Here is a 22,728-nt window from a genome sequence, read left to right as displayed (position 1 = left end):
CATTACAGCGCGGCGAGTGCCTTGGCTACCGCCTCCCGGGCGGCAGCGATCTGCGTGCTGCGCTGCGCCTTGTTGGCGATATCTTCGCGCAGGCGGGTCAAGCTCTCCTGGATGTCCCGGCTCATATTTTCGACGAAGGTCCGGCCGGTGGTGTCGAGCTTGTCCTCGATGGCTTCGACCTTGGCATTCACTTCGCTTTCGAGGTCGTCAATGATCGCCGCCACGGCCTCGCGCTGGGCTCCCTTGAGGCCGTCGATCTGGCTTTCCGAGACGCGATTGCTGCCGAACGAACTGACGATCCTCTGGCTGTAGTCCTTGTTGCCGAAGCTGCCATCCGGGATGGTGATGCGGCGCAGGCTCTTGTTCACTTCTGCCAGCATCAACTCGGCATCGAAGTCGGCGTTGCTGGTGTCGAACAGCGACATCGCAGCGACGCCGACATCACTACGCAGCCGATCGAGATTGACGCAGTCGATGATGGCCTTCTGCAGGGACCGGGTGGTCTGCACGGCGAAATCCTGCACCTGTTCGATGGCGTCCTGGGCGCTGGCGTAGGCGGTTACCACATCGCGGTAGCGGGTTTCTTCATTCCCCCAGGAGAAGGGGTTGTACCATTTGGACGTCGAGACGGTGTAGGTCTCGGTTCGTGTTTCCTTGATCACCTCCACCCTCGAGTATTTGCGTGCCAGATCGCGAATATCGGTCTTGAGCAGGGCGAACTGCTGGCTGGCCTTGACCGCCTGCTCGTCGAACACGCCTTCCAGGCGCGCTCTGCCGCCTTGCATGCGCTTGAGCATGTCCTGCTCGGTTCGCTGCAACGCGCCGATGTCGCCTTTGCTTATCTGCTCCTCGCGCACCTGCAGATTCTGGTCGATCTGTTTCAGACGTTCGCGCGAGCCTGTCTGTACGCCTTCGATCAGCTCTCGCTCCTTGCTGGCGATCAGGACCGCCTTGCGTTCGCGTTGGGCTAGGATCTCGTCAAGCAACGCCGGAATGTTGGAGAGCTGGCGCAGGCTGGCCGGCTCAAAGGCAAAACCGGTGGCGGTGCAGAGCTTGTCGAGCTGTTCCAGGTCGTCTTCGCATAGATCATCAAAGTGTTCGGCGACCAGCCAGGCCCAGCTGGAGATGAAGCGAGGTGCGGATTTCTGCACGGCGCGGAGGATGTGCCGGGTCTTGTTGTCCAGGCCCGGTTGGGCGATTTGCGCGCCCAGCGTCAGGCTGGCCTGCTCGGTCATCTTCTTGTCCAGCAACTGCAGCATCGCACCGGTTCGCAGCGCAGCCTGTTTGTCCAGCGGTGCCCGTTCGGCGAGCTTGCTGGCCGTGGCGGCGATGCCGCGATCCTGGCGCAGGGCCAGGTCACGCTGCGAACCGACCAGGAACACCGCCTTGTCGTCGATACCGGCTTCGGGCAGCTGCTCGCGCAGCACGGCCATGTCGGAGGAGGTGAGGAACTGGCTGACCGCCGAGAGCAGGAAGATCACATCGCACTGGCCCAGGAAGTTGCGGGTGGTCTGGCCACGGGAAACCACCGGGTCGTTGAAGCCCGGGGTATCGATGATTTCCAGCCCTTGCAGGCGCGGGTCGTCGACGTGCAGCACGGACATCTTGGTGATGGCGGTGAAGCGTCCGCCGCTGCCGACATAGTCCTGCAGCGCATGGGCCAGGCCCTGCGCGCCGCCGGGGACATCCAGCTCCTCGCGCTTGCCCAGGTAGGCGTGTACATCGAGCCCCTGCCGGCGGGCCATTTCCACCAGTTCCAGCGAGGAGCGGATGGCCTCCGGCACGTGGCTGTCGATTTCCTGCGCGGTATATACGCGCGCCGGCTGCCGCTTGGCGAACGGGCTGCCGTCGGTCTTCTGCGACTCCTGGAGCATGCGTTCTGCTTCGGCATAGGCTGCGGGGTACTGATTGGCGCGCTGCTCGATGTCGGCCCAGTCGTGGGTGCTGTAGAACACCACCTCGGCCTTGGCCCTGGGGGCGTAGACGATCTTGGTCAGCGCGGCGGTCATGGGGGTGTCCGCCTTGGGCAGCAAGTCGCGGCCGAAGAAGGCCGCATTGAGGAACGAGGACTTGCCGGCCTTCATCTGGCCAACGACGGCGATACGCAGGTTGCGGTCTTGCTCGCGGGCAGCGGCGAGGTTGGCCTCGAGGCCGTCGAGCAGGGCCTGCAGGCCACTGAGTTGTTCGGCGTCGATGACCGCGGCATGGGGGGCAAGGGAGGTCAGAGAAAGCATTCGAGATGTCATGTCTTGTTCCAGGAAAATGAGCCGAGGCCGCCCCACAGCGACACGCGGGTGCGTTGCTGTGCCAGCATTGAAGTCGCGCCTTCATGTTTTTGTGCAGCCGCCTTGTTCAGCCAACTGTCGGCGTGTGCGGCGTTTTTTCTCACGCCCGCGCCGGCTTGGTAGCGACGAGCCAGTTCGAACTGGGCATCGGCATGCCCGCCCTCGGCCGCCTTGCGATAGGCCGCGATAGCGCTTTCCAGGTCCTGTGCAACCCCCAGGCCTTTTTCGTAGAGCACCCCTAACGCGTATTGTGCGTCGGGCCTGCCCTGTTGCGCGGCCCGGTCGATGACGACGAAGCGGGCTTGTGGATGATCTTGTCTGGCAGCCGTTTCAAACCAGTGCAGAGACTGCGGGTCGTCCTTGGCGATTCCTGTGCCACGTGAAAGGCACACGGCCAGGTTGTACTGGGCCTCGACGTGCCCTTGCTCGGCGGCCAGCAAGTAACAGGCGACAGCCTTTGCCATGTCTTCCGGCACGCCCACACCGTTCTCGTAGCAGACGCCCAGGTAGAACTGGGCCTCGACATGACCTTGGTTCTTGGCCTTGCGGTACCACTCGGCGGCGAGGCGTTCGTCGGCGGCAACGCCTTGGCCCAGCTCGTGACAGACGCCAAGCTGGAACTGCGCATCGGCATATCCCAATTCTGCCGCCTGTTCGAAGCAAGTCGCCGCTGACGCGTAATCGCCCTCTTCATGGAATGCCAGGGCTTGGTCGTAGAGCGCTTCGATCGAAGGCGCATCGACGGCCAGATCACCGATGACCTGCGCGATCACGTCCTGCATTTCGGCCTTCAGCGCGGTGAAGCTGTCGACAAGCTCGGCAAACACTTTCTGCTGGCTACGTTGTTCCTGCAGCAGCGCCTTGAGGGTTGCCTGTTCGCCTGGCGGCAGCGAGCCCTGCAAGGGCAGCAAGGTATTGAACAGCGTCAGGTGCTTGCGGTTGGCGGCAAGGTTTTCCTGGTTGTGACGGATGTAGCCGTCCAGCACACGTTCGCACGTGCGCCGGTGGTGGGTGTACTTGGGCGCAGCGTCGAGCTTGTCGAGCCAGGCGCGAATGTCATCGCCGGCAACCTGCGCACCCTGTTCGTCCCCCAGTGGCGCCGCCCAGGCCATCAGCCCGGCGCAGGCAATGCCGGAAGCCTCGATCGCTTGCGCGGTACGTTCGAGAATGGTGTCGATCGCGGTGCTGCAAACCAGGTCTGCCTGGGTGACGACGAAGAAGATCGGCCTGGGATGGTCGAGGCTGCGCAGGAATGCCAGGTCGTCCTGGCGAATCGAGCCGTTCTTGGCGCTGATCAGCCACATCACATGGTCGGCTTCGGTCAGTTGCCTGAGGGCGACGGTTTCATCGGCCTGCTCGCTATCCTGGGCATCAGCCTTGCTGTAGCCCGGCGTGTCGAGGAACGCCAGGTTGCGCCAGGCGAAGCGAGCGCAGTGCAGCATCAACAGCTTGAGTACATGGGCAAAGCCGAACGCTTCGTCGAGGCTGTCCCGGTACTGGCTGGTGAACGCATGGGTGATGGCCTGCAGGCCATCGCGGTTCAGGCCGATCTTCTGGTTGAAGGTATTGAGCGCAACGATGCCGTCTTCGCCCTGGCAGATGAAGCTGGGAATCGCCGTGGTCGGCTCGAGCGACTCCGGCAGCAGGTCGACGCCGAGCAAGGTGTTGAGCAGGCGAGACTTGCCGGCACTGAAACCACCACCGACGCCGACCACGGTCTTGTTGGCCAGGTCGGGAAACAGGGCAAGGTTTTCCAGTGACGCTTCAAGCGCCTGCAGCTCGCGCAAGGCTTGGGCTTCACCGGGATAGCTACCCTTGGAGGCGAGCGCGATGAAGCGTTCGTGGATCAGTTGATGCAGGGCAGCGGGCAGGTGCTGTTGCAACGCCCGCTTTGGCTTTCCGACCAGGCTGGCAATCAGTTGCAAGCCTTTGCCAGGGTCATTCAGGTAAGGGTTGCCGGTGGCCGCTTGCGCGGCCTCCAGCTCTTCGAGGGAGAAGCTGAAATCAAGCGACATCGGCGCAAGCCTCCGCAGGCAGGGGTTGCTGCTGGCTGTCGGGGGCGAGCAGCGATGCGACGCTGTCCAGTGCCTGCTCGGCCTTTTGCCGAACCTGCTGCCTGTGCTCGGCGTCTGCAGTCAGTTGCTGTTCGATGCGCTCGAGGTTTTCCCGTTGCGCCGCCAATTGCGCGGTCAATCGCTCGTGCATCGCGTCGAGGAACTGGCGAGCATGCGTGTCGAGCGTCTCGGGGATCACGCCTTGCAACTGGCGGATGACCGACTCGATCGCTTCATTGGCTTTGCCTTCGGCTTCGCTGTCCTTGCTGGCGCGTGAGGCGATCGCGCCGAGGGCGCCGCCGACCAGGCCGCCGACCAGGGTGCCGATCACCGGGACCATGGTACCGATGGCAGCCCCGGCCGCTGCCCCGGCTCCAGCACCGGATGCGCTGAAACCAGACTCGGGCTCCATCCCGTCCGGACCGTCGCCGGTCAGCTGCGGCCCTTCGAAAGCACCGAATTCGACATGACTGCCCAACCGCTGGCAGGCCTCCTTCAGGCGCGGCGTCAGGGTCTGCTCGATGGCCAGTTGGCAAGCGTTGCGGGCATCGGCGGTGAGCAGCGGGCCAATGCCTTGGCCTGCCAGCAGCATCTGCTTGTAGGCCGGACGACGGCTGCGCAGGTAGCTGTTGACGGTGGCCAGCACCTGTTGGCTGACGGCACCTCGGCAGTCGCGCAGGAGATGATCCTGTTCGTCCAGGTGGTCTTCTTCCAGCCTGGCCATGCGCTTGTCGATGGCTTTCTTCTGTTCGAGCAGCTGCTGGGCACCCGTATCGGTTGCCAGCTGCTGGCGGATCAGGTGTTCGGCCTGGCTCAGCAGCGCCTTGACCTGGTTGGCGAAACGCTGATGGAACAAGGCTGCCTTGTGGGTCTCGAGGCCGGCGAGCAGGTCCTCGAAACCACTCAGGTCACCCTCGCGCGCCGAGCAGCCACGAGTCGGCTGGCTGGGGTCCAGGCCGGCCTGCTCGGCCAGGGAGCGGCGCAGGCTTTCACGCCCTTGTCGGCTGTTCAGCGCCTCCTGGCAGACCAGCAGGGAAAATTCCTGGCCCAGGGATCGCTGGCGAGCGACGAAGGCACGTTCGTCGACACCGACCTGACTGAGGCGAGTGACGCAAAGAATGCACGAGACGGCCTCGCCAATGTACTGCTGCAGCGCGCGTTCGTGCTGACCGTCATTGGAGCCCAGGCCGGGCGTGTCCACCAGCACCAGGTCAGGGTGGCGGGCGAGTGCGCTGCGGCACAGGTGCAGTTCGATGAACAACGGCGGCCGGGCGTTCGTGCGGGGATCGGCCAGCAACGCGGCGTAGGCCGAGAGCGGTTTTTCCTCGCGGCGCACCTGCCCGGTGTGGACGTCCTCCAGCCAGTGGATCACCAGTTTTTCCGCGCCCGCGTCGGCGTAGTGGAACTCGGTGGCCAGGCTGGTGCAGGCGCCCAGGTCGTGCTTCTGGATTTCCTCGCCCAGCCAGCAGTTGAGCAGGGTCGACTTGCCCACGCTGAACTTGCCGATCAAGGGAACCTTGAGGTGGAAGCCGGTGATCTGCTGGCGCAGTGCATTGACCTCTGCGGCAAAATGCCGGGGCAGGATGTTCTCGCCCAGCAGGTCGTCGAGGACCTGCAGGTGCTCCAGCCAGCGTGTTTTGTAGCGCGTCAGGTCGCTGCTGCGCACCACCGTGAATCCTGCGGATTGGAGGTGATAGAGCAGCTCGGCGAGGAAGTCCCAGGCCGGTAGCGTGGTTGCCGCGTGGTAACCCCAGCTGGCCAGTGCATTTTCCGGTTCCGTCGGTGCGGTACCTGCGCGCAGGTCGAGCAACCAGCGTGCCGTCGGGTTGAGCGGGGTCGCTTGGGGCGGCGCGGCCAGGCCTTGAGTAAGCGCCTGCAGGCAGGTCGAATGCTGGCTCAATTGGGTGCAGAACCCTTCGAGCTGGACAGGGTGGGCCTGGTCCAGCCCGACACGCAGGCACATTTCCTTGAGGCTGCAGAGCTCGCGGACTGTCCACTGGCCGTCGGTAAGGCGGAAGAAATCGTTGGCCAGGCAGCTCAGGCGTACGGCAGGAGGCAATTCGCTGAGCGCTTTGCCGCCTAGATGAGGCCTGTTCGGGTGCAACATCCAATCGTGCAGGCGGCTGGTGCGTTCCAGCGCGTCGAGGCGACTTTCGTGTGCGTTCAGGCGCTCGCGCAGCTTGCAGTAGACACCTGCCAGGGAGCGGTAGACGCGACGCAGGTCATCGTTGTGACGCGCGCCGAGGCGCTCGAGTTCGACATACGCGCCATTGAGGCGGTTGTGCAAGGTACAGGCGAACTCCAGGGTGATCGCGCCTTTTTCCTGAACGGCTGCGATCAGGCGCAAGGCGGCGAATTGGGCCTGCGCCAGGTCGCGGTCGTTCTCGGCGGCCAGTCGCTGGTTGCCGCCGGTGATGGCGCCCATGAACCGGGAAAGCAGCCCCTGCTCGCGCAGGTGAGTGGCGCGTCCGCTGACCGGGGACAAGGTGGCGAGGGCATCCAGTACCGAGGTTTCGACCGCCCGGCGGTTGTTGCTGTTCTGCGCCAGGAAACCGTCGACGGCAGTGATCAGTTGCTCCCGCTCGATGTCCGCCAGCAGCGCAGCGTTGTCCAGCGCCAGGTGTTCGAGGGCGCACGGGGCATCGTCGTCCGCCAGGTCGAGTGTCTGGTTGAAAGCGTCCTGGCGAATTTGCCGGTCGAAGTGCTGGACATCGGCAATGACCTGGCTGTGCGCGCGGTCCATGTCACCGAGCCTGTCGTTGAGCGTGCGCTCGTGTTCGGCGGCCAGCCGGGCGCGTTCCCAGAGGGCCTGGTACTGGGCCTCGTTGTCGAGGAACAGTTGCAGGTGGCGCAGGACCTGCAGGGCGTCGGCATAGCCCTGTTCCATGCGTCTTGCGGCACCTTCGTTGGAGAAGTCGAGCGTCGCGCTGACCCCACCCAGGCTATTGGCCGGCACGATCGGCACGATGCGCACGCCAGGGTAATGCCGCGGGTCGATACTCAAGTCGTCGGGCGACAGGTACACCACCAGGATCGTGTCGCAGCCGGCCTCGATCAGCGGGCGGATCGGCGTGTTGTCGACCTGCTTGTGCGGCAGCCCCCAGTAGAAGCCACCATCGGTATAGGTACTGTCGCCGATCGTGACCTCGTCGAAGATCAGCGGCAGTGCAGCAGTGCCCAGCAGCATGTGCGCGGCGGTGTGGGTATCGCGTACCGAGAGGTAGTCGACGCGGTTGGCGGCGCAATTGTGCAGCGCCACGGTCAACGGCAGCGCCGAGCTCGCCAGCCGGCCAGCGTCCAGGCCTTCGGCGATCATGCTGCTCAGGCCATCCTGCTTGAAGAAGCCCTTGGTGCTGAGGAAGTGGCTGAGCACCGGCGAGATGATGCCGCTGGCGGTCAGCAGCGCCAGGCGCGACGTCAACCCCGGCACGTCCTGCAAGGACAGCATGTTGCGGCTTTCGATGTTCAGCCACATGGCCTTGGCCTGGTCGAGCTTGCCTTGGGCGAACATGGCGCCATTGAGGCCGCCGACCGAGCTGCCGGAGATGGCGCTCAACTGGCTGTCCAGGCCCAGGTCGCGCAGGGCCTGCCAGACGCCGATCTGATAAGCGCCCTTGCCGCCGCCGCCTGACAGCGTCAGCCCGAGTTTCCTGAAATTCATGCTTTACTCCCTGAAAGCGATGTCGATGGTGGCATTCTGCCCTCGGCGGCCCCTATGCTGACTTCGTGCGAGCCGTTTTGCAATTGCTCGATAGCATGGGCGGGGGGCGCAAACCGCTTATCTAGAGGCCTGGGTGGCGAAAGAACTGGGCCAGTCGGACCTTCATGATTTCCGCGCGGGTGGCCGGCCGGATCTGCAGCTCGCTTTGGCAGGTCGGGCAGCGGAAGAACCAGTCGATGTCCACCCGCAGGGCGTCGCTGGCCGGAATGGTGGTGCGCTGCCAGCCACAGTGCGGGCAGAAGAAGGTGCGGGGCAGGGGGGCTATTGGCATTCAAGGTCTCCAGGATTTACCTGGAGACTGTGCCGCGACAGGGCGACAAACCCTGTCGCCCTGTCGCCCTGTCGCCCTGTCGCCCTGTCGCCCTGTCGCTCGACGGGTCAGAACGAGAGCTTTTTCTTCAGCTCCATGGCGATCAGGTCGATGTCCAGTTCCTTGCCAGGGTTGTTCTCGATGAACGCGGTCAGGATCGAGATGTAGGTATTGCCCAGGGTCTTGGTCAGGGCGGCGGCGGCGGTGCCGGCAATGGCCCCGCCCGCCACCGTGCCGACCCCGGGGATCATCTTCAGCAGCCCCGTGACCAGCGCACGCCCGGCCAGGGTGGCCGCGCTGGCGCCCAGGGACGAGGTCACCAGTGTGGTCAATGCGGCAGCACTGGTTTCCATGCCGAAGGTGACACCGACCTTGGCGAGCATGCCAGCCTGGATGGGTACCAGCAGGATGGAATCCGAGAACGGGATCGGTGTCGCGCCGGCTGCCATGGCCGCCGCCGCGGCAATGTTCACTTCTTTCTCGGCTTGTGCGATCTTCAGCTTCGTTGACGCTGCATGGCGCGAGTTCAGCGCATTGGCATAGGCGCGCTGTTTGGCTTCGGGCAGAAGCTTCGATGTTTCTGTAATGAGCTCGTTTATACCTTTTACCTTCAGCTCGAACGTTTCGCCGTCATCCTCGAACTGCTCTGCCAGTGCCCTGACCGACACCACGGCGGCGGCGCCAGGCAGTGCTGCCTTGACCTGATCGCGAAAACCGTTGTCGGAGCGCGACTTGGTGATCGCCACGACGACCGGAATGTTCTTCTGCGCCAGCATTTCGCAGAGTTGCTTCTCGGCGTCTTCGATTCGTCGTCCATCTTCGTGAATGCACAGCCACGCGGCATGAATGTGCTTGTTTTCATCGTGTTCGGCAGAGCGCTCGTTGATCTCATTCCTGAGATCCCCGATGATTTCCTCGTAGTCGTGAAGTTCAAGACCCTTGGTGTCGATGATCGTGATGGGATGGCCGGGCTTGGAGATTTCCTCGGCGCGTTGGGTCACAGGGTGACCGGAACCGGTCTTGGCCAGCTCCCCACGGAACACGGTATTGATCAGGGTGCTTTTTCCGACGCCCGTTTTCCCGGCGATGATGATGTTCACTTTGCCTACTCCCCTCACGGCATTTTTGATGGCGTCGTCGATTTGATCTTGAATGGCGGGTGCTGCTGTTTCCATGGTGTCTACCTGTTGTTCGTGGTTGTCGAAGGCATGGAGCCCGGAGGCTATGCGGTCAAGCAAGGGGTTGGCTGTGGGTCCGGTGTCGGTTCGCTGGGTGGCTGGTACATCGCGACGACGCTCATGGACCGCCGCCTGATGGCCTGAACCCAGCTTGCGGGCTGGTGCACGCGCACGTTTTCGCCCAGCCCGAAGATCCACCAGAGCGTCTCCTGGTCGTCCGGTACCGTGGCGCGCAGGCGTTTCCAGTCGCTGCCTGGCAGCGGCTCGAGTGTCTGTTGCGCACTCAGCGGGGTCTCGCCAAGCAACCAGGCGATGTGTGGAGAGATATCGGCGATCAGTTCTACCGGCTCGATGGCGGTGGCACTGTTGAGGTGTTGGCGGATGTAGTGGTCGATCTCGAAGTCCGGGCGTTCGTTGGCTGCGCTGTCGAGGCACTCGGCCTTGCGGATGCGGTGCAGGGCGAACTGGCGCAGGTCGCTGTAGCCGTCGACGGTGCCGATCAGGTAGCTGATGGACTGGCGAGAGACGAGGCCGGCAGGGTGGATGATCAGCGACTTGGTATCGGCCTTGCTGCGGCTCAGGTAATCGACCTGCAGCTGACGGCTGGCCAACAAGGCACTGGAGACTGTCCGCCAGACCTGGGTGTCGACCTGGGCGGGCAGCAGGGCCTTGCCGTTGGGGTGGGTGCGCACGCGCTTGGCCCAGTGCGCCAGATCGTTCTGGCCAAGGTTGTCGAGGTAGTTGCGAGCCTTGTTGAATTGAGGCCCCAGCAGGTCGACAACGCTTTGCGGCAGCAGGGGGCGCAGGTGGCTTTCCGCCAGATAGAGGGCCAGGGCGGTGGAAGGCTCCATGTCCCTGAGGTCCAGGGGACTGCCTTTGATGTAGCTCCATTCATTGCGGCCACCCTTCTTGGTGTTGGTCAACGAGAAGGGCGATGAAAGACGGTTGAGGTCTCGCTGTACAGTGCGAAGATCCACCCGATAGCCACGTTCGAGCAGCTTTTCGAGCAGCGTCTGGGCGCTGATGTAGCGCGGGTACTCGGGGATCTGGCGCAAAAGCGTCAGCTGCCTGAGGACGGTGTCCTTGGCTTCGGACATCATGACTTCCTTGTGCTATCGAAGTGAGCGTGTAGTGCAGAGGCAAATCTACTGCTGTTCGGTGGCATATTGCCATGTCGAAGTCGAGTTGGGCAGTGCCGTGGGTGGCGACGTTACCGTCAACTGGCGACAGATTCTGTCGCGGGCAATGGTTTTTACCCGGCGTCACCGGACGAGCGGCTGTTGCAGGATGTAACGTATGGTCGCGGTCCGGGCCGTGGGCCAGCATGTTAGAATCCGCGCCTTCGAATCTGGAGGTACACGCGTGCGCAAACTGGCAGTGGTAATGGCAGTGCTGGCCCTGGCGGGCTGTGAGAACGAGGTCGAAGGCGTGCACAAGCAGGTGGCCGAGCACTTGCACAACCCCAAGACCGCCAAGTTCGGCAACGTGCGGATCGACACCAAGGGCACCATCTGCGGCCAGGTGCGTGGCAAGGACGAGGCCGGGCAGTACGAAGCCTACCGCAGCTATGTGGCCATCAAGGGTGACGACGGCCAGTACCAGATCATCGTCGACGACAGCGGCAACAACCTGCGCATCCGTGAACTGTGCGGAGGCGCCGACTTGCAGCGCCGTGCCGATGCACTGGCCGGTCAGCCGGCGCCAGAAGGCTGGGATGTCGAGGTGATCCAGGGCGCGAACATGGGCGCACTGAGCGACATGACCGCGCGGCTGATCGAGAAAGGCATCCCGTCCTCGGTCGAATACCGTGAGGGCAAACCGGTGGTGCTGATGGGCCCGTTCCCGACCCGGGAAGAGGCCGAGGCGCGCAAGGCCGAGGTCATGGCCAAGCTGGGGACCGATTCGGTGGTCATCCAGCACGGCGCCCAACGCTGACCCCGAGTAGCCGGGAAAGGCGCCCTGTCATCTCCCTGCCGAGCGGGCTATGCTTGCCGTGGGAGATGGCCAAACGGGGAGGACCTCATGTCTACACTGGAACGGGCCATCGTCGTGGCCGCCAGAGCGCATGAAGGGCAATACGACAAGGGTGGTGCAGCCTATATCCTTCACCCCTTGCGGGTGATGATGCGGGTTTCCACCCCTGAACAGCGGATCGTCGCTGTGCTGCACGATGTCATCGAAGACACTTCGCTTACGCTGTCCGACCTTGCGCGAGAAGGCTTCGCACTCAAGATACTCGCCGCCTTGCTGGCCCTGAGCCGGCGCGAGGGTGAACGCTACGAGGATTTCGTGGTGCGCCTGGGCGTCGACCCGTTGGCCCGCACCGTGAAACTGGCGGACCTTGCGGACAACAGCGACCTTACCCGCATCCCGTGTCCCGGCCCCGCCGACCTGGCGCGGCTGGCCCGTTACCAGGAAGCCAGCGCCTACCTGCAGACCCTGAGCTGAGCCACAGGCCCTGAAGTGGCGCGGCCCGTTTGCCGCGCCCTGGGCGTTCAGTCTTCCTTGGGCACTGTCCAGAAAATCTGCACGCCACCATCGTCGCGATGGGCGAGGGTGACGTTGTCGTTCTCGGCGATTTCCTCCAGCAGCGTCTCCCAGTCGTCCGGCGACTCGTCCGTCAGGCGGAAGATCAGCGCGGCGCGACTGCGCTGGGCGGTGGGGCTGTTGATGATCTTCTGGATGCGCAGACCCAGTCGTTCATAGCTGCTTGGTGTTTCAGGGGCGGTACTGGCCACGGGGCTTTTCCTTGTTGTTGCTGTATGTGCGTACAGTATTTCACTGTGATGGTTTTCGCAACAGCCTGTCAGGTGAAAGCCCCGTGACCCAGGTCTCGCCGGGGCGATCAGTACTCCCAGAAGATCCGCTGCAGCTCTTTGCTGTCCTGGGTCTTGGTCATCGCTACCATTGCCAGGATGCGTGCTTTCTGCGGGTTCAGGTCATGGGCCACGACCCAGTCGTTCTTGTCATCCGGCTGTTCGGCATTGCGCAGCACGAAGCCACCCTGGTTGACGTGGGACGAGCGAATGATCTGCACGCCGTTCTTGCGCAGCTCCTGCAGGGCCGGCACCACCCGCGACGACACCGAGCCATTGCCAGTACCGGCGTGGATCAGCGCCTTGGCGCCGTTCTGTGCCAGTGCCTTGTAGGCGGTGTCGGTCACGTTGCCGTAGCCATAGGCGATGTCCACCTGGGGCAGGCTGCTGATCTGCTTGATGTCGAACTCGGAGTCGAGCGTGTGGCGCTTGGCGGGCAGGCGGAACCAGTAGGACTTGCCTTCCACCACCATGCCCAGCGGCCCCCACGCACTCTTGAAGGCTTCGGTCTTGATGTTGACCGACTTGCTCACATCGCGGCCGGACTGGATCTCGTCATTCATGGTCACCAGTACACCCTTGCCGCGCGAGTCCTTGTTGCTGGCCACGGCCACAGCGTTGTACAGGTTGAGCATGCCGTCGGCGGACATCGCGGTGCCGGGGCGCATGGAACCGACCACGACGATCGGCTTGTCGGTCTTTTCCACCAGGTTGAGGAAGTAGGCGGTTTCTTCGAGGGTGTCGGTGCCGTGGGTGATGACGATGCCATCGACGTCCTTGCTGTCGGCCAGCTCCGCGACACGCTTGCCCAGCTTGAGCAGGTCGTCGTTGCTGATGCTTTCGGAGGCGATCTGCATCACCTGCTCGCCACGGACATTGGCCAGGTCGGCCAGCTCCGGTACCCCGGCGATCAGTTTGTCGACGCCCAGCTTGGCAGCCTGGTAGGTGGCGCTGTTGGCGGCGCTGGCGCCGGCGCCGGCAATGGTGCCGCCGGTGGCGAGGATCACCACGTTGGCCAGTTTCTGCTGGTTTTCGACTTCCTTGGCCGAAGCGCTGGCCGGCAGGAGCAGCATCAGCGCCAGGGCGCAGGGGGCGAAGGTCTTCAAAGCAACATTCATGGTTGTTCTTCTCTTCCTAATGAACTTTTTTGTGTCGCTCGGCAGCCAAGGCAGTTTTCGTACCACTGCGGCGCAACGGGCCGAAATTGCTGGCAGGGTCAGATCATTCGGGGGGTTGGCCGTTGCTCCCCTGGGCGGCTCGGCCCTTCGACCATTCGGAACATCGAACGAGACCAGGAAAAGCTGTTCGGTTTTTCGGAAAAATCCACGATAATCTGCGCCATGGGCGTCTTGGATCAGAATGCGAAACGGATTTGACAAAAGCGGATCCTGTTTCCATAGTTACCTACCGCAAACGTTTGCGATCCGATAAAAATCACAAGATTCGGAGTCATCGTCCATGAAGCTGCCGTTCCCCGGTCGTCTGCTGGCGCTCGCCATCATTTCCTCCTTGTCCCTCGCCCTGCCGTTTTCTGCCCACGCAGAAGACAAGCCGAAGGTTGCGCTGGTGATGAAGTCCCTGGCCAACGAGTTCTTCCGCACCATGGAGGACGGCGCCAAGGACTATCAGAAAGACCATGCCGATGACTTCGAACTGGTGGCCAACGGCATCAAGAACGAGACGGACACCGGCGAGCAGATACGCATCGTCGAGCAGATGGTCAATTCGGGCGCCAAGGCGCTGGTGATTGCCCCGGCCGATTCCAAGGCGCTGGTATCCGCTGTGAAGAAAGCCATGGACCAGGGCGTCATTGTCATCAACATCGACAACCGCCTGGACCCCGAACTGCTCAAGAGCAAAGGCATCAGCGTGCCCTTCGTCGGCCCCGACAACCGCAAGGGTGCGCGCCTGGTCGGCGACTACCTGGCCAAGGAAAAGCTCAAGGCCGGTGACCAGGTCGGCATCATCGAAGGCGTGTCGACCACCACCAATGCCCAGCAGCGCACAGCGGGCTTCAAGGACGCCATGGACGCTGCTGGGATGAAGATCGTCTCGACGCAGTCCGGCAACTGGGAAATAGACAAGGGCAACAGCGTCGCCGCTTCGATGCTCAACGAATACCCCGACCTCAAGGCCCTGCTGGCGGGCAACGACAGTATGGCCCTGGGCGCCGTCTCGGCGGTGCGCGCCGCCGGCAAGACCGGCCAGGTGCAAGTGGTCGGCTACGACAACATCAACGCCATCAAGCCGATGCTCAAGGACGGCCGCGTGCTCGCCACCCTCGACCAGGCTGCCAGCCAGCAGGCGGTGTTCGGTATCCAGGCGGCGCTGAAGATGATCAATGGCGAGAAGCCGGACGTGGATGCCGACAACGTCATCCAGACCCCGGTCACCTTGATCACCCAACCCTGACGCCCGGGAGAGATGGCCATGTCCGCAGCGGCTGAGGAGGGGGTGCTGATTGCCACCGGGTTGGGCAAAAGCTATGCCCAGCCTGTGCTCGGCGACATCAGCCTGACCCTGCGCGCCGGCGAGGTGCTGGCCCTGACCGGTGAGAACGGCGCGGGCAAGAGCACCCTGTCCAAGCTCATCAGTGGCCTGGAAACGCCCACCACCGGGCATATGCGCTACCGTGGCCAGGCCTATGCCCCCGCCAGCCGCAGCGATGCCGAGCGCCTGGGCGTGCGCATGGTGATGCAAGAACTCAACCTGCTGCCGACCCTGACCGTGGCCGAGAACCTGTTCCTCGACAACCTGCCCAGCCGTTTCGGCTGGATCAACCACAAGCGCCTGCGCCAACTGGCCACCGCCGCCATGGCCCAGGTCGGCCTCGATGCCATCGACCCGGACACCCCGGTCGGCGAGTTGGGCATCGGCCACCAGCAGATGGTCGAGATCGCCCGCAACCTGATCGGCGACTGCCATGTGCTGATCTTCGACGAACCCACGGCCATGCTCACCGCCCGCGAGGTGGAGCTGCTGTTCGTGCAGATCGAACGCCTGCGCCAGCGTGGCGTGGCCATCGTCTACATCTCCCATCGGCTTGAAGAGCTGCAGCGCGTTGCCCAGCGCATCGTCGTGCTGCGCGACGGCAAGCGGGTGTGCGACGAGCCGATCCAGCGCTACAGCAGCAACCAGCTGGTCAACCTGATGGTCGGCCGCGAGCTGGGCGAACACATCGACCTGGGCCGCCGCACGATCGGCGCGCCGCTGCTCAAGGTCGAGCACCTGTGCCGCGGCGACAAGGTGCGCGACGTATCGCTGGAGGTCAGGGCAGGGGAGATCTTCGGCATCTCCGGCCTGATCGGCGCCGGGCGCACCGAACTGCTGCGGCTGATCTTCGGTGCAGACCGGGCCGACAGCGGCAGCATCGCCCTCGGCCAGCCGCCTCGGCCGGTGACCATCGACTCGCCCAAGGCGGCGGTCAAGGCCGGCATCGCCTTGATCACCGAGGACCGCAAGGGCGAAGGCCTGCTGTTGTCGCAGTCGATCAGCGCAAACATCGCCTTGGGCAACCTGGGCGCCGTGTCCCGCGCTGGCGTGCTCGACGGCGACGCCGAGCGGGCGCTGGCCGAGCGGCAGATCGCCGCCATGCGCATCCGCAGTGCCGGTGCTGCCCAGGTCGTCGGCGAGCTGTCGGGCGGCAACCAGCAGAAGGTGGTGATCGGCCGCTGGCTGGAGCGCGACTGCCAGGTGCTGCTGTTCGACGAGCCGACTCGCGGCATCGACGTTGGCGCCAAGTTCGACATCTACGGTCTGCTCGCCGAACTGGCCCGCCAGGGCAAGGCGCTGGTGGTGGTATCCAGCGACCTGCGCGAGCTGATGCTGATCTGCGACCGCATCGCCGTGCTCAGCGCCGGTCGCCTGATCGACACCTTCGACCGTGATCATTGGAGCCAGGACCAGCTGCTCGCTGCCGCGTTCGCCGGCTACCAGAAACGTGATGCTTTGCTGCACGACGCAGCCCCCAGGATGGATGCATGAAGACCACACCGCTCGAAACCACCGACGGCTCGACCACCCGCCGCAGCGCCAGCTACTTCGGCCTTGGCACGTACCTGGGCCTGGCCGGCGCCTTGCTGGCGATGATCGTGCTGTTCTCGCTGCTCAGCAGCCACTTTTGGTCCTACGCCACCTTCAGCACCCTGGCCAACCAGATTCCCGACCTGATGGTGCTGGCCGTGGGCATGACCTTCGTGCTGATCATCGGCGGCATCGACCTGTCGGTCGGCTCGGTGCTGGCCCTGGCGGCGTCCACGGTCAGCGTGGCGATCCTCGGCTGGGGCTGGGGCGTGCTGCCGTCGGCCCTGCTCGGCATGGCCGTCGCGGCCCTGGCGGGGAGTGTCACCGGGGCGGTGACCGTGGCCTGGCGTATTCCGTCGTTCATCGTTTCCCTGGGTGTGCTGGAAATGGCCCGAGGCCTGGCCTACCAGTTCACCGACTCGCGCACCGCCTACATCGGCGATGCCTATGCCTGGTTCTCCAACCCGATCGCCTTCGGCATCTCGCCGGCCTTCATCATTGCCCTGCTGGTGATCATCGTTGCCCAACTGGTGCTGACCCGCACGGTGTTCGGCCGCTACCTGATCGGCATCGGCACCAACGAAGAGGCCGTGCGCCTGGCCGGCATCGACCCGCGTCCCTACAAGGTACTGGTGTTCGCGCTGATGGGGCTGCTCGCAGGCCTGGCGGCACTGTTCCAGATTTCCCGGCTGGAGGCGGCCGACCCGAATGCCGGCTCCGGCCTCGAGCTGCAGGTGATCGCCGCCGTGGTCATCGGTGGCACCAGCCTGATGGGCGGGCGCGGCTCGGTCATCAGCACCTTCTTCGGTGTGCTGATCATCTCGGTACTGGCCGCAGGCCTGGCCCAGATCGGCGCATCGGAACCGACCAAACGCATCATCACCGGGGCGGTCATCGTCATCGCCGTGGTGCTCGACACTTATCGCAGCCGGCGTGCGAACCGGCGGAACTGAAAAAACATGGCAACCATCAAAGACGTCGCCGCACTAGCGGGTATTTCCTACACCACCGTTTCCCATGTGCTGAACAAGACCCGGCCGGTCAGCGAGCAGGTGCGGCTCAAGGTCGAGGCGGCCATCGTCGAGCTCGATTACGTGCCCAGTGCCGTGGCGCGCTCGCTCAAGGCGCGCAGCACGGCCACCATCGGTTTGCTGGTGCCCAACAGCGTCAACCCTTATTTCGCCGAGCTGGCGCGGGGTATCGAGGACGCCTGCGAGCGCAATGGCTATTGCGTGATCCTGTGCAACTCCGACGACAACCCGCAGAAGCAGCGCAGCTATTTGCGCGTGCTGCTGGAAAAGCGCATCGATGGCCTGGTGGTGGCGTCGGTGGGCGAAGACAGCGACCTGTTGCAGAGCCTGGCCAACGTGCGCACGCCAATGGTCATCGTCGACCGCGAACTGGAAGGTGTGGACGCGGACCTTGTGCGTATCGACCATGAACACGGCGCTTACCTCGCGACCTGCCATTTGCTGGAGCTGGGCCATCGCGACATCGCCTATATTGGCGGCCCTGCCGAGACCGGCGTCAGCCAGTTGCGCCTGGCCGGTTTCCAGCGTGCAATGGCCGAGGCGGGCGTCGCCGTGGGCAGCGCCCATGTGCTGCATTGCGACTTCACCAGCCCCGGGGGTCATGCGGCGGCCGTGCAGCTGCTGGACGGCAAGCGGCCCACGGCGATCTTCGCCGGCAACGACATGATCGGCTTCGGTGTGCTGCGTGCGGCGGCCGAGCGCAACATCAGCGTACCGGGCGAGCTGTCGGTGATCGGTTTCGACGATATCGAACTGAGCCGTTACGTCTACCCGCCGCTGACCACGGTCGGCCAATCGATCCGCGAGCTGGGCGAAAGTGCTGCGGCGCTGCTGCTGTCGCGCATCGCCATGCCGACCCGGGAGGCGACGGCTGAGCAGCGCATCGTCGCCCCGCGCATCGTGCTGCGCGAATCCACCGGGCCGCGCCCGGACCTGTTCAATGATTACCGCTAAGGAATCGTCATGAGTGCCAAGGTGCTGGTGGTCGGTAGCCTCAACATGGACCTGGTGGCACGCGCCGAGCGCTTGCCACGCGCAGGCGAGACATTGGCGGGCGAAAGCTTCTTCACCGTGCCGGGCGGCAAGGGCGCCAACCAGGCGGTCGCCGTGGCGCGCCTGGGCGGCAGCGTGGCGATGGTCGGCAACGTCGGCGATGATGCCTATGGCCAGCAGCTGCGCGAGGCTCTGGAGCAGGAGGGCATCGATTGCCAGGCGGTCGGCGTGTGCCCCGGTGTGTCCAGTGGCGTGGCGCTGATCACGGTGGATGCCAGCAGCCAGAACTGCATCGTCATCATCCCTGGCGGCAATGGCCTGCTGACGCCTGAGGTCGTGCAGCGTTTCGATGGCTTGCTGCAGGCCGCCGAGGTGGTCGTCTGCCAGCTGGAGGTGCCTGCCGCCACCGTGGCCTGGACCCTGGCCAGGGCGCGGGCACTGGGCAAGCGGGTGATTCTCAACCCGGCGCCGGTCACCGGACCGCTGCCGGCCGAATGGTTCGCCAACATCGACTACCTGATCCCCAATGAACACGAGGCCGAAGCACTCACGGGCGGGCCGGTCACTGACCTGGACAGCGCACGCCGCGCCGCCGAGCGTCTGCTGCAGCTGGGCGCTGGCAAGGTGATCATCACCCTGGGCGCACAGGGCGCGCTGTTCGTCAGCCGGGAAGGCAGTCGGCATTTTCCTGCGCCTCAGGTCAAGCCGCTGGACACCACGGCCGCGGGCGATACCTTCGTCGGCGGGTTCGCTGCGGCGCTGGTGCAGGGCAAGGAGGAGGGCGAGGCCATCGCATTCGGCCAGCGCGCTGCGGCATTGTCCGTCACCCGCGCCGGCGCGCAGCCTTCGATTCCCTATCTGGCGGAGCTGACTCCATGAAAAAGACCACGCTGCTCAATGTCGCCCTGTCGCGGACCATTGCCGGCATGGGTCACGGTGACATCCTGGTGATCGGTGATGCCGGGCTGCCGGTGCCGCCCGGCGTCGAGCTGATCGACCTGGCGTTGACGGCGGGGGTTCCGGACTTTGCCAGCGTGCTGCGGGCGGTGCTGAGCGAGCTGCAGGTGGAGCGGCATGTGCTGGCCGAGGAAATGCAGAAGGTGGTGCCGCCGGCGTTGGTCGAGATCGAGCGCCTCAAGGGCAAGTTGGGCAAGCGTGAATGGTTGAGCCATGAAGAGCTCAAAGCGCTGTCGCGCAGTGCCCGAGCCGTGGTGCGCACCGGGGAGTGCCAGCCCTACAGCAATATTGCCCTGATTTCCGGGGTGACCTTCTAGAGGCGAGGGCTGCGCCCTCGATCGCCGGCAAGCCCGCTCCTACAGGGATCTTCGCTGTCAATGCTGGCCCTGAGGATTAATGCGAAACCTGTGTGGGAGCCGGCTTGCCGGCGATGGGCCGCAAAGCGGCCCCAAACGATCCCCCCAAGGCAACAGGAGTGCCCGATGCTCAAACCCCTGCTACAAGGACTCCCCCTCATGGCCGCAGCCGCAACCACCACCCTCCAGGCCGCCCCGCGCGCGCTGATCATCGACACCGACCCCGGTGCCGACGATGTGGTCGCCCTGTTCCTCGCCATGGCCTCGCCCGACGAACTCGACATCCGCGCCATCACTACCGTGGCCGGCAACGTGCGCCTCGACAAGACCTCGCGCAACGCCCGCCTGGCCCGGGAATGGGCGGGCCGCGAAGACATCCCGGTCTACGCCGGGGCAGGGCGACCGCTGGTCCGCGCGCCCATCTACGCCGCCGACTTACACGGCGAAGGGGGCCTGACCGGCGTCAAGGTGCATGAGCCCAAGCAACCGCTGGCCCAGGGCAGCGCCGTGCAGTACCTGGTCGACACCTTGGCCGCCGCCGAGCCGCAAAGCATCACCCTGGCCATGCTCGGCCCACAGACCAACCTGGCCCTGGCACTGGTCCAGCGCCCGGAAATCGCCAAAGGCATCAAGGAAGTCGTGGTGATGGGTGGCGCGCACTTCAACGGCGGCAATATCACCCCGGCGGCGGAATTCAACCTGTTCGCCGACCCGCATGCCGCCGAGGTGGTGCTGGCCAGTGACGTCCCGCTGACGTACCTGCCACTGGATGTGACCCACAAGCTGCTCACCAGCGACGCCCGCCTCAAGCAGCTGGCCGCGGTCAACAAGCACGCCAGCCAGCGGGTGGTGGATATCCTCGAGGCCTACGTCAAGCACGACATGGACCTCTACGGCCTGCCCGGCGGCCCCGTGCATGACGCCAGCGTCATCGCCTACCTGCTCAAGCCCGAGCTGTTCAGTGGCCGGCGCATCCACCTGAGCGTGGACAGCCGCGAAGGGCCGACTTTCGGTCAAACCGTCGCCGACTGGTACGGCGTGCTCGGCAAGCCTGCCAACGTGACGTGGGTGGCGGAGGGAGACGCCCAGGGCTTCTTCGACCTGCTCAGCGCGCGCCTGGCTCGATTGCCATAGCCGCGTGTGGCGCGTAGCGCTCGAACACCTGGTCGATGAAGCTGCGCGCCGCTTCGCCGCCGCGATCACGCACCAGCAGGTCGATGGCGATCAACAGCAGTTCTTCGGGGGTGCTGGGGCTGTAGGCGCTCTGGCCCTCGGCCCACTTGACCTTGATATCGGCGTCGATGCTATGGCTGCTCATGAAAGGCTCTCGCTGGGGGCCTGGCGCGAAGGGGCGAACACCTGACCCTGGTGTTCGAAGAAGGCATTGTGCCTTCACTTCTTAAGGTAATTCATGACATTGCGTCAATACCCTTGCGCCTCCCAGCATAGGGAGCATCGCGGCGCAAACCAAGCGGCTTGCGATAAACGCGGCAAAATCCGGTCACGATTGTCTTTCGCCTGTACTGTCTTGTTCAGGCAAACTTTTCAGTTTTGCAACAAATGCTTGGTGGAACTGTCCGATCAGGCAGTTCCCAGATCGAATTTAGGAGGATTCATGTTCCGAACCCGTGCTTCCCTGACAACCTTGCTGGTCGCTGCCGTACTGGCCGGTTGCAGCACTGGCGGCAACTCTGGTGGTGGCAAGGAGCCTGCTGGCAACGACGGCCGTTGCGAGGCCAGCGGCGCCGACTTCGCCATCGGCAAGCCAGGCAGTGCCGATCTGCTCGAGCAGGCGCGCAAGGCCAGTGGGTCGCAGATGGCGCGTATTCTCAAGCCGCATGATGTGGTGACTCTGGAGTACCGTTCAGAGCGCTTGAACCTGAATGTGGACGAGCGGGGTGTGGTGACTCGGGTCAACTGCGGTTGATCACACTGGCCTCAAGTCATAAAAAAACCCGCCACAAGGGCGGGTTTTTTTTACAGCTTCCGAATTACTCCGGACGAACCTGTGCAGCCTGCATGCCCTTCTGGCCGCGCTCGGCGACGAAGGTAACAGCCTGGCCTTCTTTCAGGCTCTTGAAGCCGTCGGATTCGATGGCCTTGAAGTGTACGAACAGGTCGTCGCCGCCGCCTGCTGGGGTGATGAAGCCGTAGCCTTTCTCATCATTGAACCATTTGACGGTGCCGTTTTGGCGATTGGACATGGGGTGAATCTCCAGTACATTTTGATTTTTTCGGTGGTGCAATGTGGCCGAGGCTACGGAGCACGGGGAACATCATAGTCTAATTCTGCGGATCTAGCGCCTTTTACCTTCGCAGGATACTGATCCAGGGCAAATAATGCCTGGCCTGCTCTGGCTTCAACGGTTCAGCTCTTCGGCTTGCAGGCCTGCTGCACAACGGTTTGCGCCTTCTGCATCAGCTTGGCATCAACACCATCGGCGCTGTCCAGGTCGGCAATCTCGGCATCGGTGAAATTCTTCTTGATCGCTTGGGCACCGCAATCGCAGTGCTTTTTCGCGGTCGCGGCATCAACGCCCTGGCCGCTGGCCACTTGTGTGCACTGGGTCATATAGCTGGCTTCTTTCCCTGCAGGGAAGTTGCCGGCGTTCGCAGCCACAGGCAGCAGCAGGGCGCCAGCGGCCGCCAGGGCCAGAAGAGACGGAACTCGCATAACCGGTTACTCCTTGGGTCAAGGTCTCATCAAGAGTAGGTTGCTTCCCAAGGTCTGATAGGGAATTTTCCGCGTAAGTTCACCGCTGCGGCGCAATTCCCAAATATTTCTGCCGGCCATGTAGCCCGCGTGCTAGCATGCCCGGCTTGCACCTGCAGACTTGCAGGTTGCAGCTATCTTTTTACTTTCCAGTCACTCAGGTCCCCCTGGCAAGCCGAAAGGCTTCTGCCACTGTGAGGCAGGCTTCCCGTCCGCGGAAGGCAGGTCGGATCTTGTACTGGCTCATCCCAACCCACGTGACCTTTGGTAGGGGTCACCACTAGGAGAGGA

21 protein-coding genes are annotated in these 22,728 nt (G+C 63.9%); 10 read left to right on the top strand and 11 right to left on the bottom strand.

Going from position 1 to position 22,728, the window contains the following annotated elements:
* Positions 1–2: 2 nt before the first annotated feature.
* From PPL01S_RS13975 to PPL01S_RS13950, 6 genes are all read right to left on the bottom strand, one after another.
* Positions 3–2,234, bottom strand: coding sequence for a dynamin family protein (locus PPL01S_RS13975; RefSeq protein WP_028625821.1), 2,232 nt, complete (start codon positions 2,232–2,234; stop codon positions 3–5).
* Between the two features lie 8 nt (positions 2,235–2,242).
* On the bottom strand, positions 2,243–4,300 hold the full coding sequence (locus PPL01S_RS24330) for a dynamin family protein (RefSeq protein ID WP_016391514.1): 2,058 nt from the start codon (positions 4,298–4,300) through the stop codon (positions 2,243–2,245).
* Positions 4,290–8,000, bottom strand: a complete 3,711-nt coding sequence (locus tag PPL01S_RS13965; RefSeq protein ID WP_016391513.1) for a patatin-like phospholipase family protein — start codon at positions 7,998–8,000, stop codon at positions 4,290–4,292. Before PPL01S_RS13965 ends, PPL01S_RS24330 begins: the two co-directional genes overlap by 11 nt.
* Before the next feature lie 121 nt (positions 8,001–8,121).
* Entirely contained in the window at positions 8,122–8,331 is a 210-nt protein-coding gene (locus PPL01S_RS13960) for a hypothetical protein (protein WP_016391512.1), read from the bottom strand.
* A 107-nt stretch (positions 8,332–8,438) separates the two neighbouring features.
* Positions 8,439–9,545, bottom strand: a complete 1,107-nt coding sequence (locus PPL01S_RS13955) for a GTPase (RefSeq protein WP_016391511.1) — start codon at positions 9,543–9,545, stop codon at positions 8,439–8,441.
* Positions 9,546–9,592: 47 nt separating this feature from the next.
* Positions 9,593–10,645 (bottom strand): helix-turn-helix transcriptional regulator, encoded by a 1,053-nt coding sequence (locus PPL01S_RS13950; protein ID WP_016391510.1) that lies wholly within the window; start codon positions 10,643–10,645, stop codon positions 9,593–9,595.
* Positions 10,646–10,910: 265 nt separating this feature from the next.
* Here PPL01S_RS13950 and PPL01S_RS13945 point away from each other — a divergent pair, with 265 nt between their 5' ends.
* A complete protein-coding gene (locus tag PPL01S_RS13945) occupies positions 10,911–11,483 on the top strand; it encodes an SPOR domain-containing protein (protein WP_016391509.1) in 573 nt (190 codons plus the stop codon).
* An 87-nt stretch (positions 11,484–11,570) separates the two neighbouring features.
* A complete protein-coding gene (locus PPL01S_RS13940) occupies positions 11,571–11,996 on the top strand; it encodes a bifunctional (p)ppGpp synthetase/guanosine-3',5'-bis(diphosphate) 3'-pyrophosphohydrolase (protein WP_016391508.1) in 426 nt (141 codons plus the stop codon).
* Positions 11,997–12,043: 47 nt separating this feature from the next.
* Here the strand turns inward: PPL01S_RS13940 and PPL01S_RS13935 are convergent, their stop codons facing one another.
* The gene (locus PPL01S_RS13935) at positions 12,044–12,286 is read right to left on the bottom strand and encodes a DUF1654 domain-containing protein (RefSeq protein ID WP_016391507.1); all 243 of its coding nucleotides are present in this window, start codon (positions 12,284–12,286) and stop codon (positions 12,044–12,046) included.
* 107 nt (positions 12,287–12,393) lie between these two features.
* On the bottom strand, positions 12,394–13,482 hold the full coding sequence (locus PPL01S_RS13930; protein ID WP_016391506.1) for an asparaginase: 1,089 nt from the start codon (positions 13,480–13,482) through the stop codon (positions 12,394–12,396).
* Between the two features lie 340 nt (positions 13,483–13,822).
* Between PPL01S_RS13930 and PPL01S_RS13925 the strand changes: the two genes are divergently transcribed.
* The 7 genes from PPL01S_RS13925 to PPL01S_RS13895 all read left to right on the top strand — a co-directional run bounded on the left by PPL01S_RS13925 (position 13,823) and on the right by PPL01S_RS13895 (position 20,858).
* The gene (locus tag PPL01S_RS13925; RefSeq protein ID WP_016391505.1) at positions 13,823–14,776 is read left to right on the top strand and encodes a sugar ABC transporter substrate-binding protein; all 954 of its coding nucleotides are present in this window, start codon (positions 13,823–13,825) and stop codon (positions 14,774–14,776) included.
* A gap of 18 nt (positions 14,777–14,794) precedes the next feature.
* Positions 14,795–16,348 carry a sugar ABC transporter ATP-binding protein gene (locus PPL01S_RS13920; RefSeq protein WP_016391504.1) on the top strand — a complete coding sequence of 518 codons (1,554 nt, stop codon included), beginning with the start codon at positions 14,795–14,797 and terminating at the stop codon, positions 16,346–16,348.
* Positions 16,345–17,340: an ABC transporter permease gene (locus PPL01S_RS13915; RefSeq protein ID WP_016391503.1), complete on the top strand. Its 996-nt coding sequence runs from the start codon at positions 16,345–16,347 to the stop codon at positions 17,338–17,340. Before PPL01S_RS13920 ends, PPL01S_RS13915 begins: the two co-directional genes overlap by 4 nt.
* 6 nt (positions 17,341–17,346) lie before the next feature.
* Positions 17,347–18,372, top strand: coding sequence for a LacI family DNA-binding transcriptional regulator (locus PPL01S_RS13910; protein WP_028625822.1), 1,026 nt, complete (start codon positions 17,347–17,349; stop codon positions 18,370–18,372).
* A gap of 9 nt (positions 18,373–18,381) precedes the next feature.
* Complete coding sequence (rbsK, locus tag PPL01S_RS13905; RefSeq protein WP_028625823.1) at positions 18,382–19,290, top strand: ribokinase; 909 nt, start codon at positions 18,382–18,384, stop codon at positions 19,288–19,290.
* Positions 19,287–19,685, top strand: a complete 399-nt coding sequence (rbsD, locus tag PPL01S_RS13900) for a D-ribose pyranase (RefSeq protein WP_016391500.1) — start codon at positions 19,287–19,289, stop codon at positions 19,683–19,685. Before rbsK ends, rbsD begins: the two co-directional genes overlap by 4 nt.
* 165 nt (positions 19,686–19,850) lie before the next feature.
* Positions 19,851–20,858, top strand: a complete 1,008-nt coding sequence (locus PPL01S_RS13895) for a nucleoside hydrolase (RefSeq protein WP_028625824.1) — start codon at positions 19,851–19,853, stop codon at positions 20,856–20,858.
* On the opposite strand, the gene PPL01S_RS13890 is transcribed toward PPL01S_RS13895, so the two are convergent.
* A complete protein-coding gene (locus PPL01S_RS13890) occupies positions 20,830–21,042 on the bottom strand; it encodes a hypothetical protein (RefSeq protein WP_016391498.1) in 213 nt (70 codons plus the stop codon). The genes PPL01S_RS13895 and PPL01S_RS13890 overlap by 29 nt on opposite strands.
* Positions 21,043–21,339: 297 nt before the next feature.
* Between PPL01S_RS13890 and PPL01S_RS13885 the strand changes: the two genes are divergently transcribed.
* Positions 21,340–21,651, top strand: coding sequence for an I78 family peptidase inhibitor (locus tag PPL01S_RS13885; RefSeq protein WP_016391497.1), 312 nt, complete (start codon positions 21,340–21,342; stop codon positions 21,649–21,651).
* 64 nt (positions 21,652–21,715) lie between these two features.
* Here PPL01S_RS13885 and PPL01S_RS13880 read toward each other — a convergent pair whose 3' ends face one another.
* Together PPL01S_RS13880 and PPL01S_RS13875 are read right to left on the bottom strand one after the other, a co-directional pair.
* Positions 21,716–21,928, bottom strand: a complete 213-nt coding sequence (locus PPL01S_RS13880) for a cold-shock protein (RefSeq protein ID WP_008100414.1) — start codon at positions 21,926–21,928, stop codon at positions 21,716–21,718.
* A 164-nt stretch (positions 21,929–22,092) separates the two neighbouring features.
* The gene (locus PPL01S_RS13875; RefSeq protein WP_016391496.1) at positions 22,093–22,398 is read right to left on the bottom strand and encodes a hypothetical protein; all 306 of its coding nucleotides are present in this window, start codon (positions 22,396–22,398) and stop codon (positions 22,093–22,095) included.
* Positions 22,399–22,728 lie beyond the last annotated feature (330 nt).

This window comes from Pseudomonas plecoglossicida NBRC 103162 = DSM 15088, from assembly GCF_000730665.1.
GTDB lineage: Bacteria > Pseudomonadota > Gammaproteobacteria > Pseudomonadales > Pseudomonadaceae > Aquipseudomonas > Aquipseudomonas plecoglossicida.
The sequence above is the reverse complement of the archived record's forward strand: the minus strand, read 5'-3'. Positions and strand labels throughout refer to the sequence as shown.

What these genes read in the sequence shown, in the direction of transcription:
- rbsD (WP_016391500.1), top strand. Translation starts at nt 19,287, where the DNA reads ATGAAAAAGACCACGCTGCTCAATGTCGCCCTGTCGCGGACCATTGCC.
- PPL01S_RS13875 (WP_016391496.1), bottom strand. Translation starts at nt 22,398, where the DNA reads ATGCGAGTTCCGTCTCTTCTGGCCCTGGCGGCCGCTGGCGCCCTGCTG.
- PPL01S_RS13925 (WP_016391505.1), top strand. Translation starts at nt 13,823, where the DNA reads ATGAAGCTGCCGTTCCCCGGTCGTCTGCTGGCGCTCGCCATCATTTCC.
- PPL01S_RS13910 (WP_028625822.1), top strand. Translation starts at nt 17,347, where the DNA reads ATGGCAACCATCAAAGACGTCGCCGCACTAGCGGGTATTTCCTACACC.
- PPL01S_RS13960 (WP_016391512.1), bottom strand. Translation starts at nt 8,331, where the DNA reads ATGCCAATAGCCCCCCTGCCCCGCACCTTCTTCTGCCCGCACTGTGGC.
- PPL01S_RS13895 (WP_028625824.1), top strand. Translation starts at nt 19,851, where the DNA reads ATGCTCAAACCCCTGCTACAAGGACTCCCCCTCATGGCCGCAGCCGCA.
- PPL01S_RS24330 (WP_016391514.1), bottom strand. Translation starts at nt 4,300, where the DNA reads ATGTCGCTTGATTTCAGCTTCTCCCTCGAAGAGCTGGAGGCCGCGCAA.
- PPL01S_RS13950 (WP_016391510.1), bottom strand. Translation starts at nt 10,645, where the DNA reads ATGTCCGAAGCCAAGGACACCGTCCTCAGGCAGCTGACGCTTTTGCGC.
- PPL01S_RS13930 (WP_016391506.1), bottom strand. Translation starts at nt 13,482, where the DNA reads ATGAATGTTGCTTTGAAGACCTTCGCCCCCTGCGCCCTGGCGCTGATG.
- PPL01S_RS13885 (WP_016391497.1), top strand. Translation starts at nt 21,340, where the DNA reads ATGTTCCGAACCCGTGCTTCCCTGACAACCTTGCTGGTCGCTGCCGTA.
- PPL01S_RS13915 (WP_016391503.1), top strand. Translation starts at nt 16,345, where the DNA reads ATGAAGACCACACCGCTCGAAACCACCGACGGCTCGACCACCCGCCGC.
- PPL01S_RS13965 (WP_016391513.1), bottom strand. Translation starts at nt 8,000, where the DNA reads ATGAATTTCAGGAAACTCGGGCTGACGCTGTCAGGCGGCGGCGGCAAG.
- PPL01S_RS13955 (WP_016391511.1), bottom strand. Translation starts at nt 9,545, where the DNA reads ATGGAAACAGCAGCACCCGCCATTCAAGATCAAATCGACGACGCCATC.
- PPL01S_RS13920 (WP_016391504.1), top strand. Translation starts at nt 14,795, where the DNA reads ATGTCCGCAGCGGCTGAGGAGGGGGTGCTGATTGCCACCGGGTTGGGC.
- PPL01S_RS13880 (WP_008100414.1), bottom strand. Translation starts at nt 21,928, where the DNA reads ATGTCCAATCGCCAAAACGGCACCGTCAAATGGTTCAATGATGAGAAA.
- PPL01S_RS13890 (WP_016391498.1), bottom strand. Translation starts at nt 21,042, where the DNA reads ATGAGCAGCCATAGCATCGACGCCGATATCAAGGTCAAGTGGGCCGAG.
- PPL01S_RS13975 (WP_028625821.1), bottom strand. Translation starts at nt 2,234, where the DNA reads ATGCTTTCTCTGACCTCCCTTGCCCCCCATGCCGCGGTCATCGACGCC.
- rbsK (WP_028625823.1), top strand. Translation starts at nt 18,382, where the DNA reads ATGAGTGCCAAGGTGCTGGTGGTCGGTAGCCTCAACATGGACCTGGTG.
- PPL01S_RS13940 (WP_016391508.1), top strand. Translation starts at nt 11,571, where the DNA reads ATGTCTACACTGGAACGGGCCATCGTCGTGGCCGCCAGAGCGCATGAA.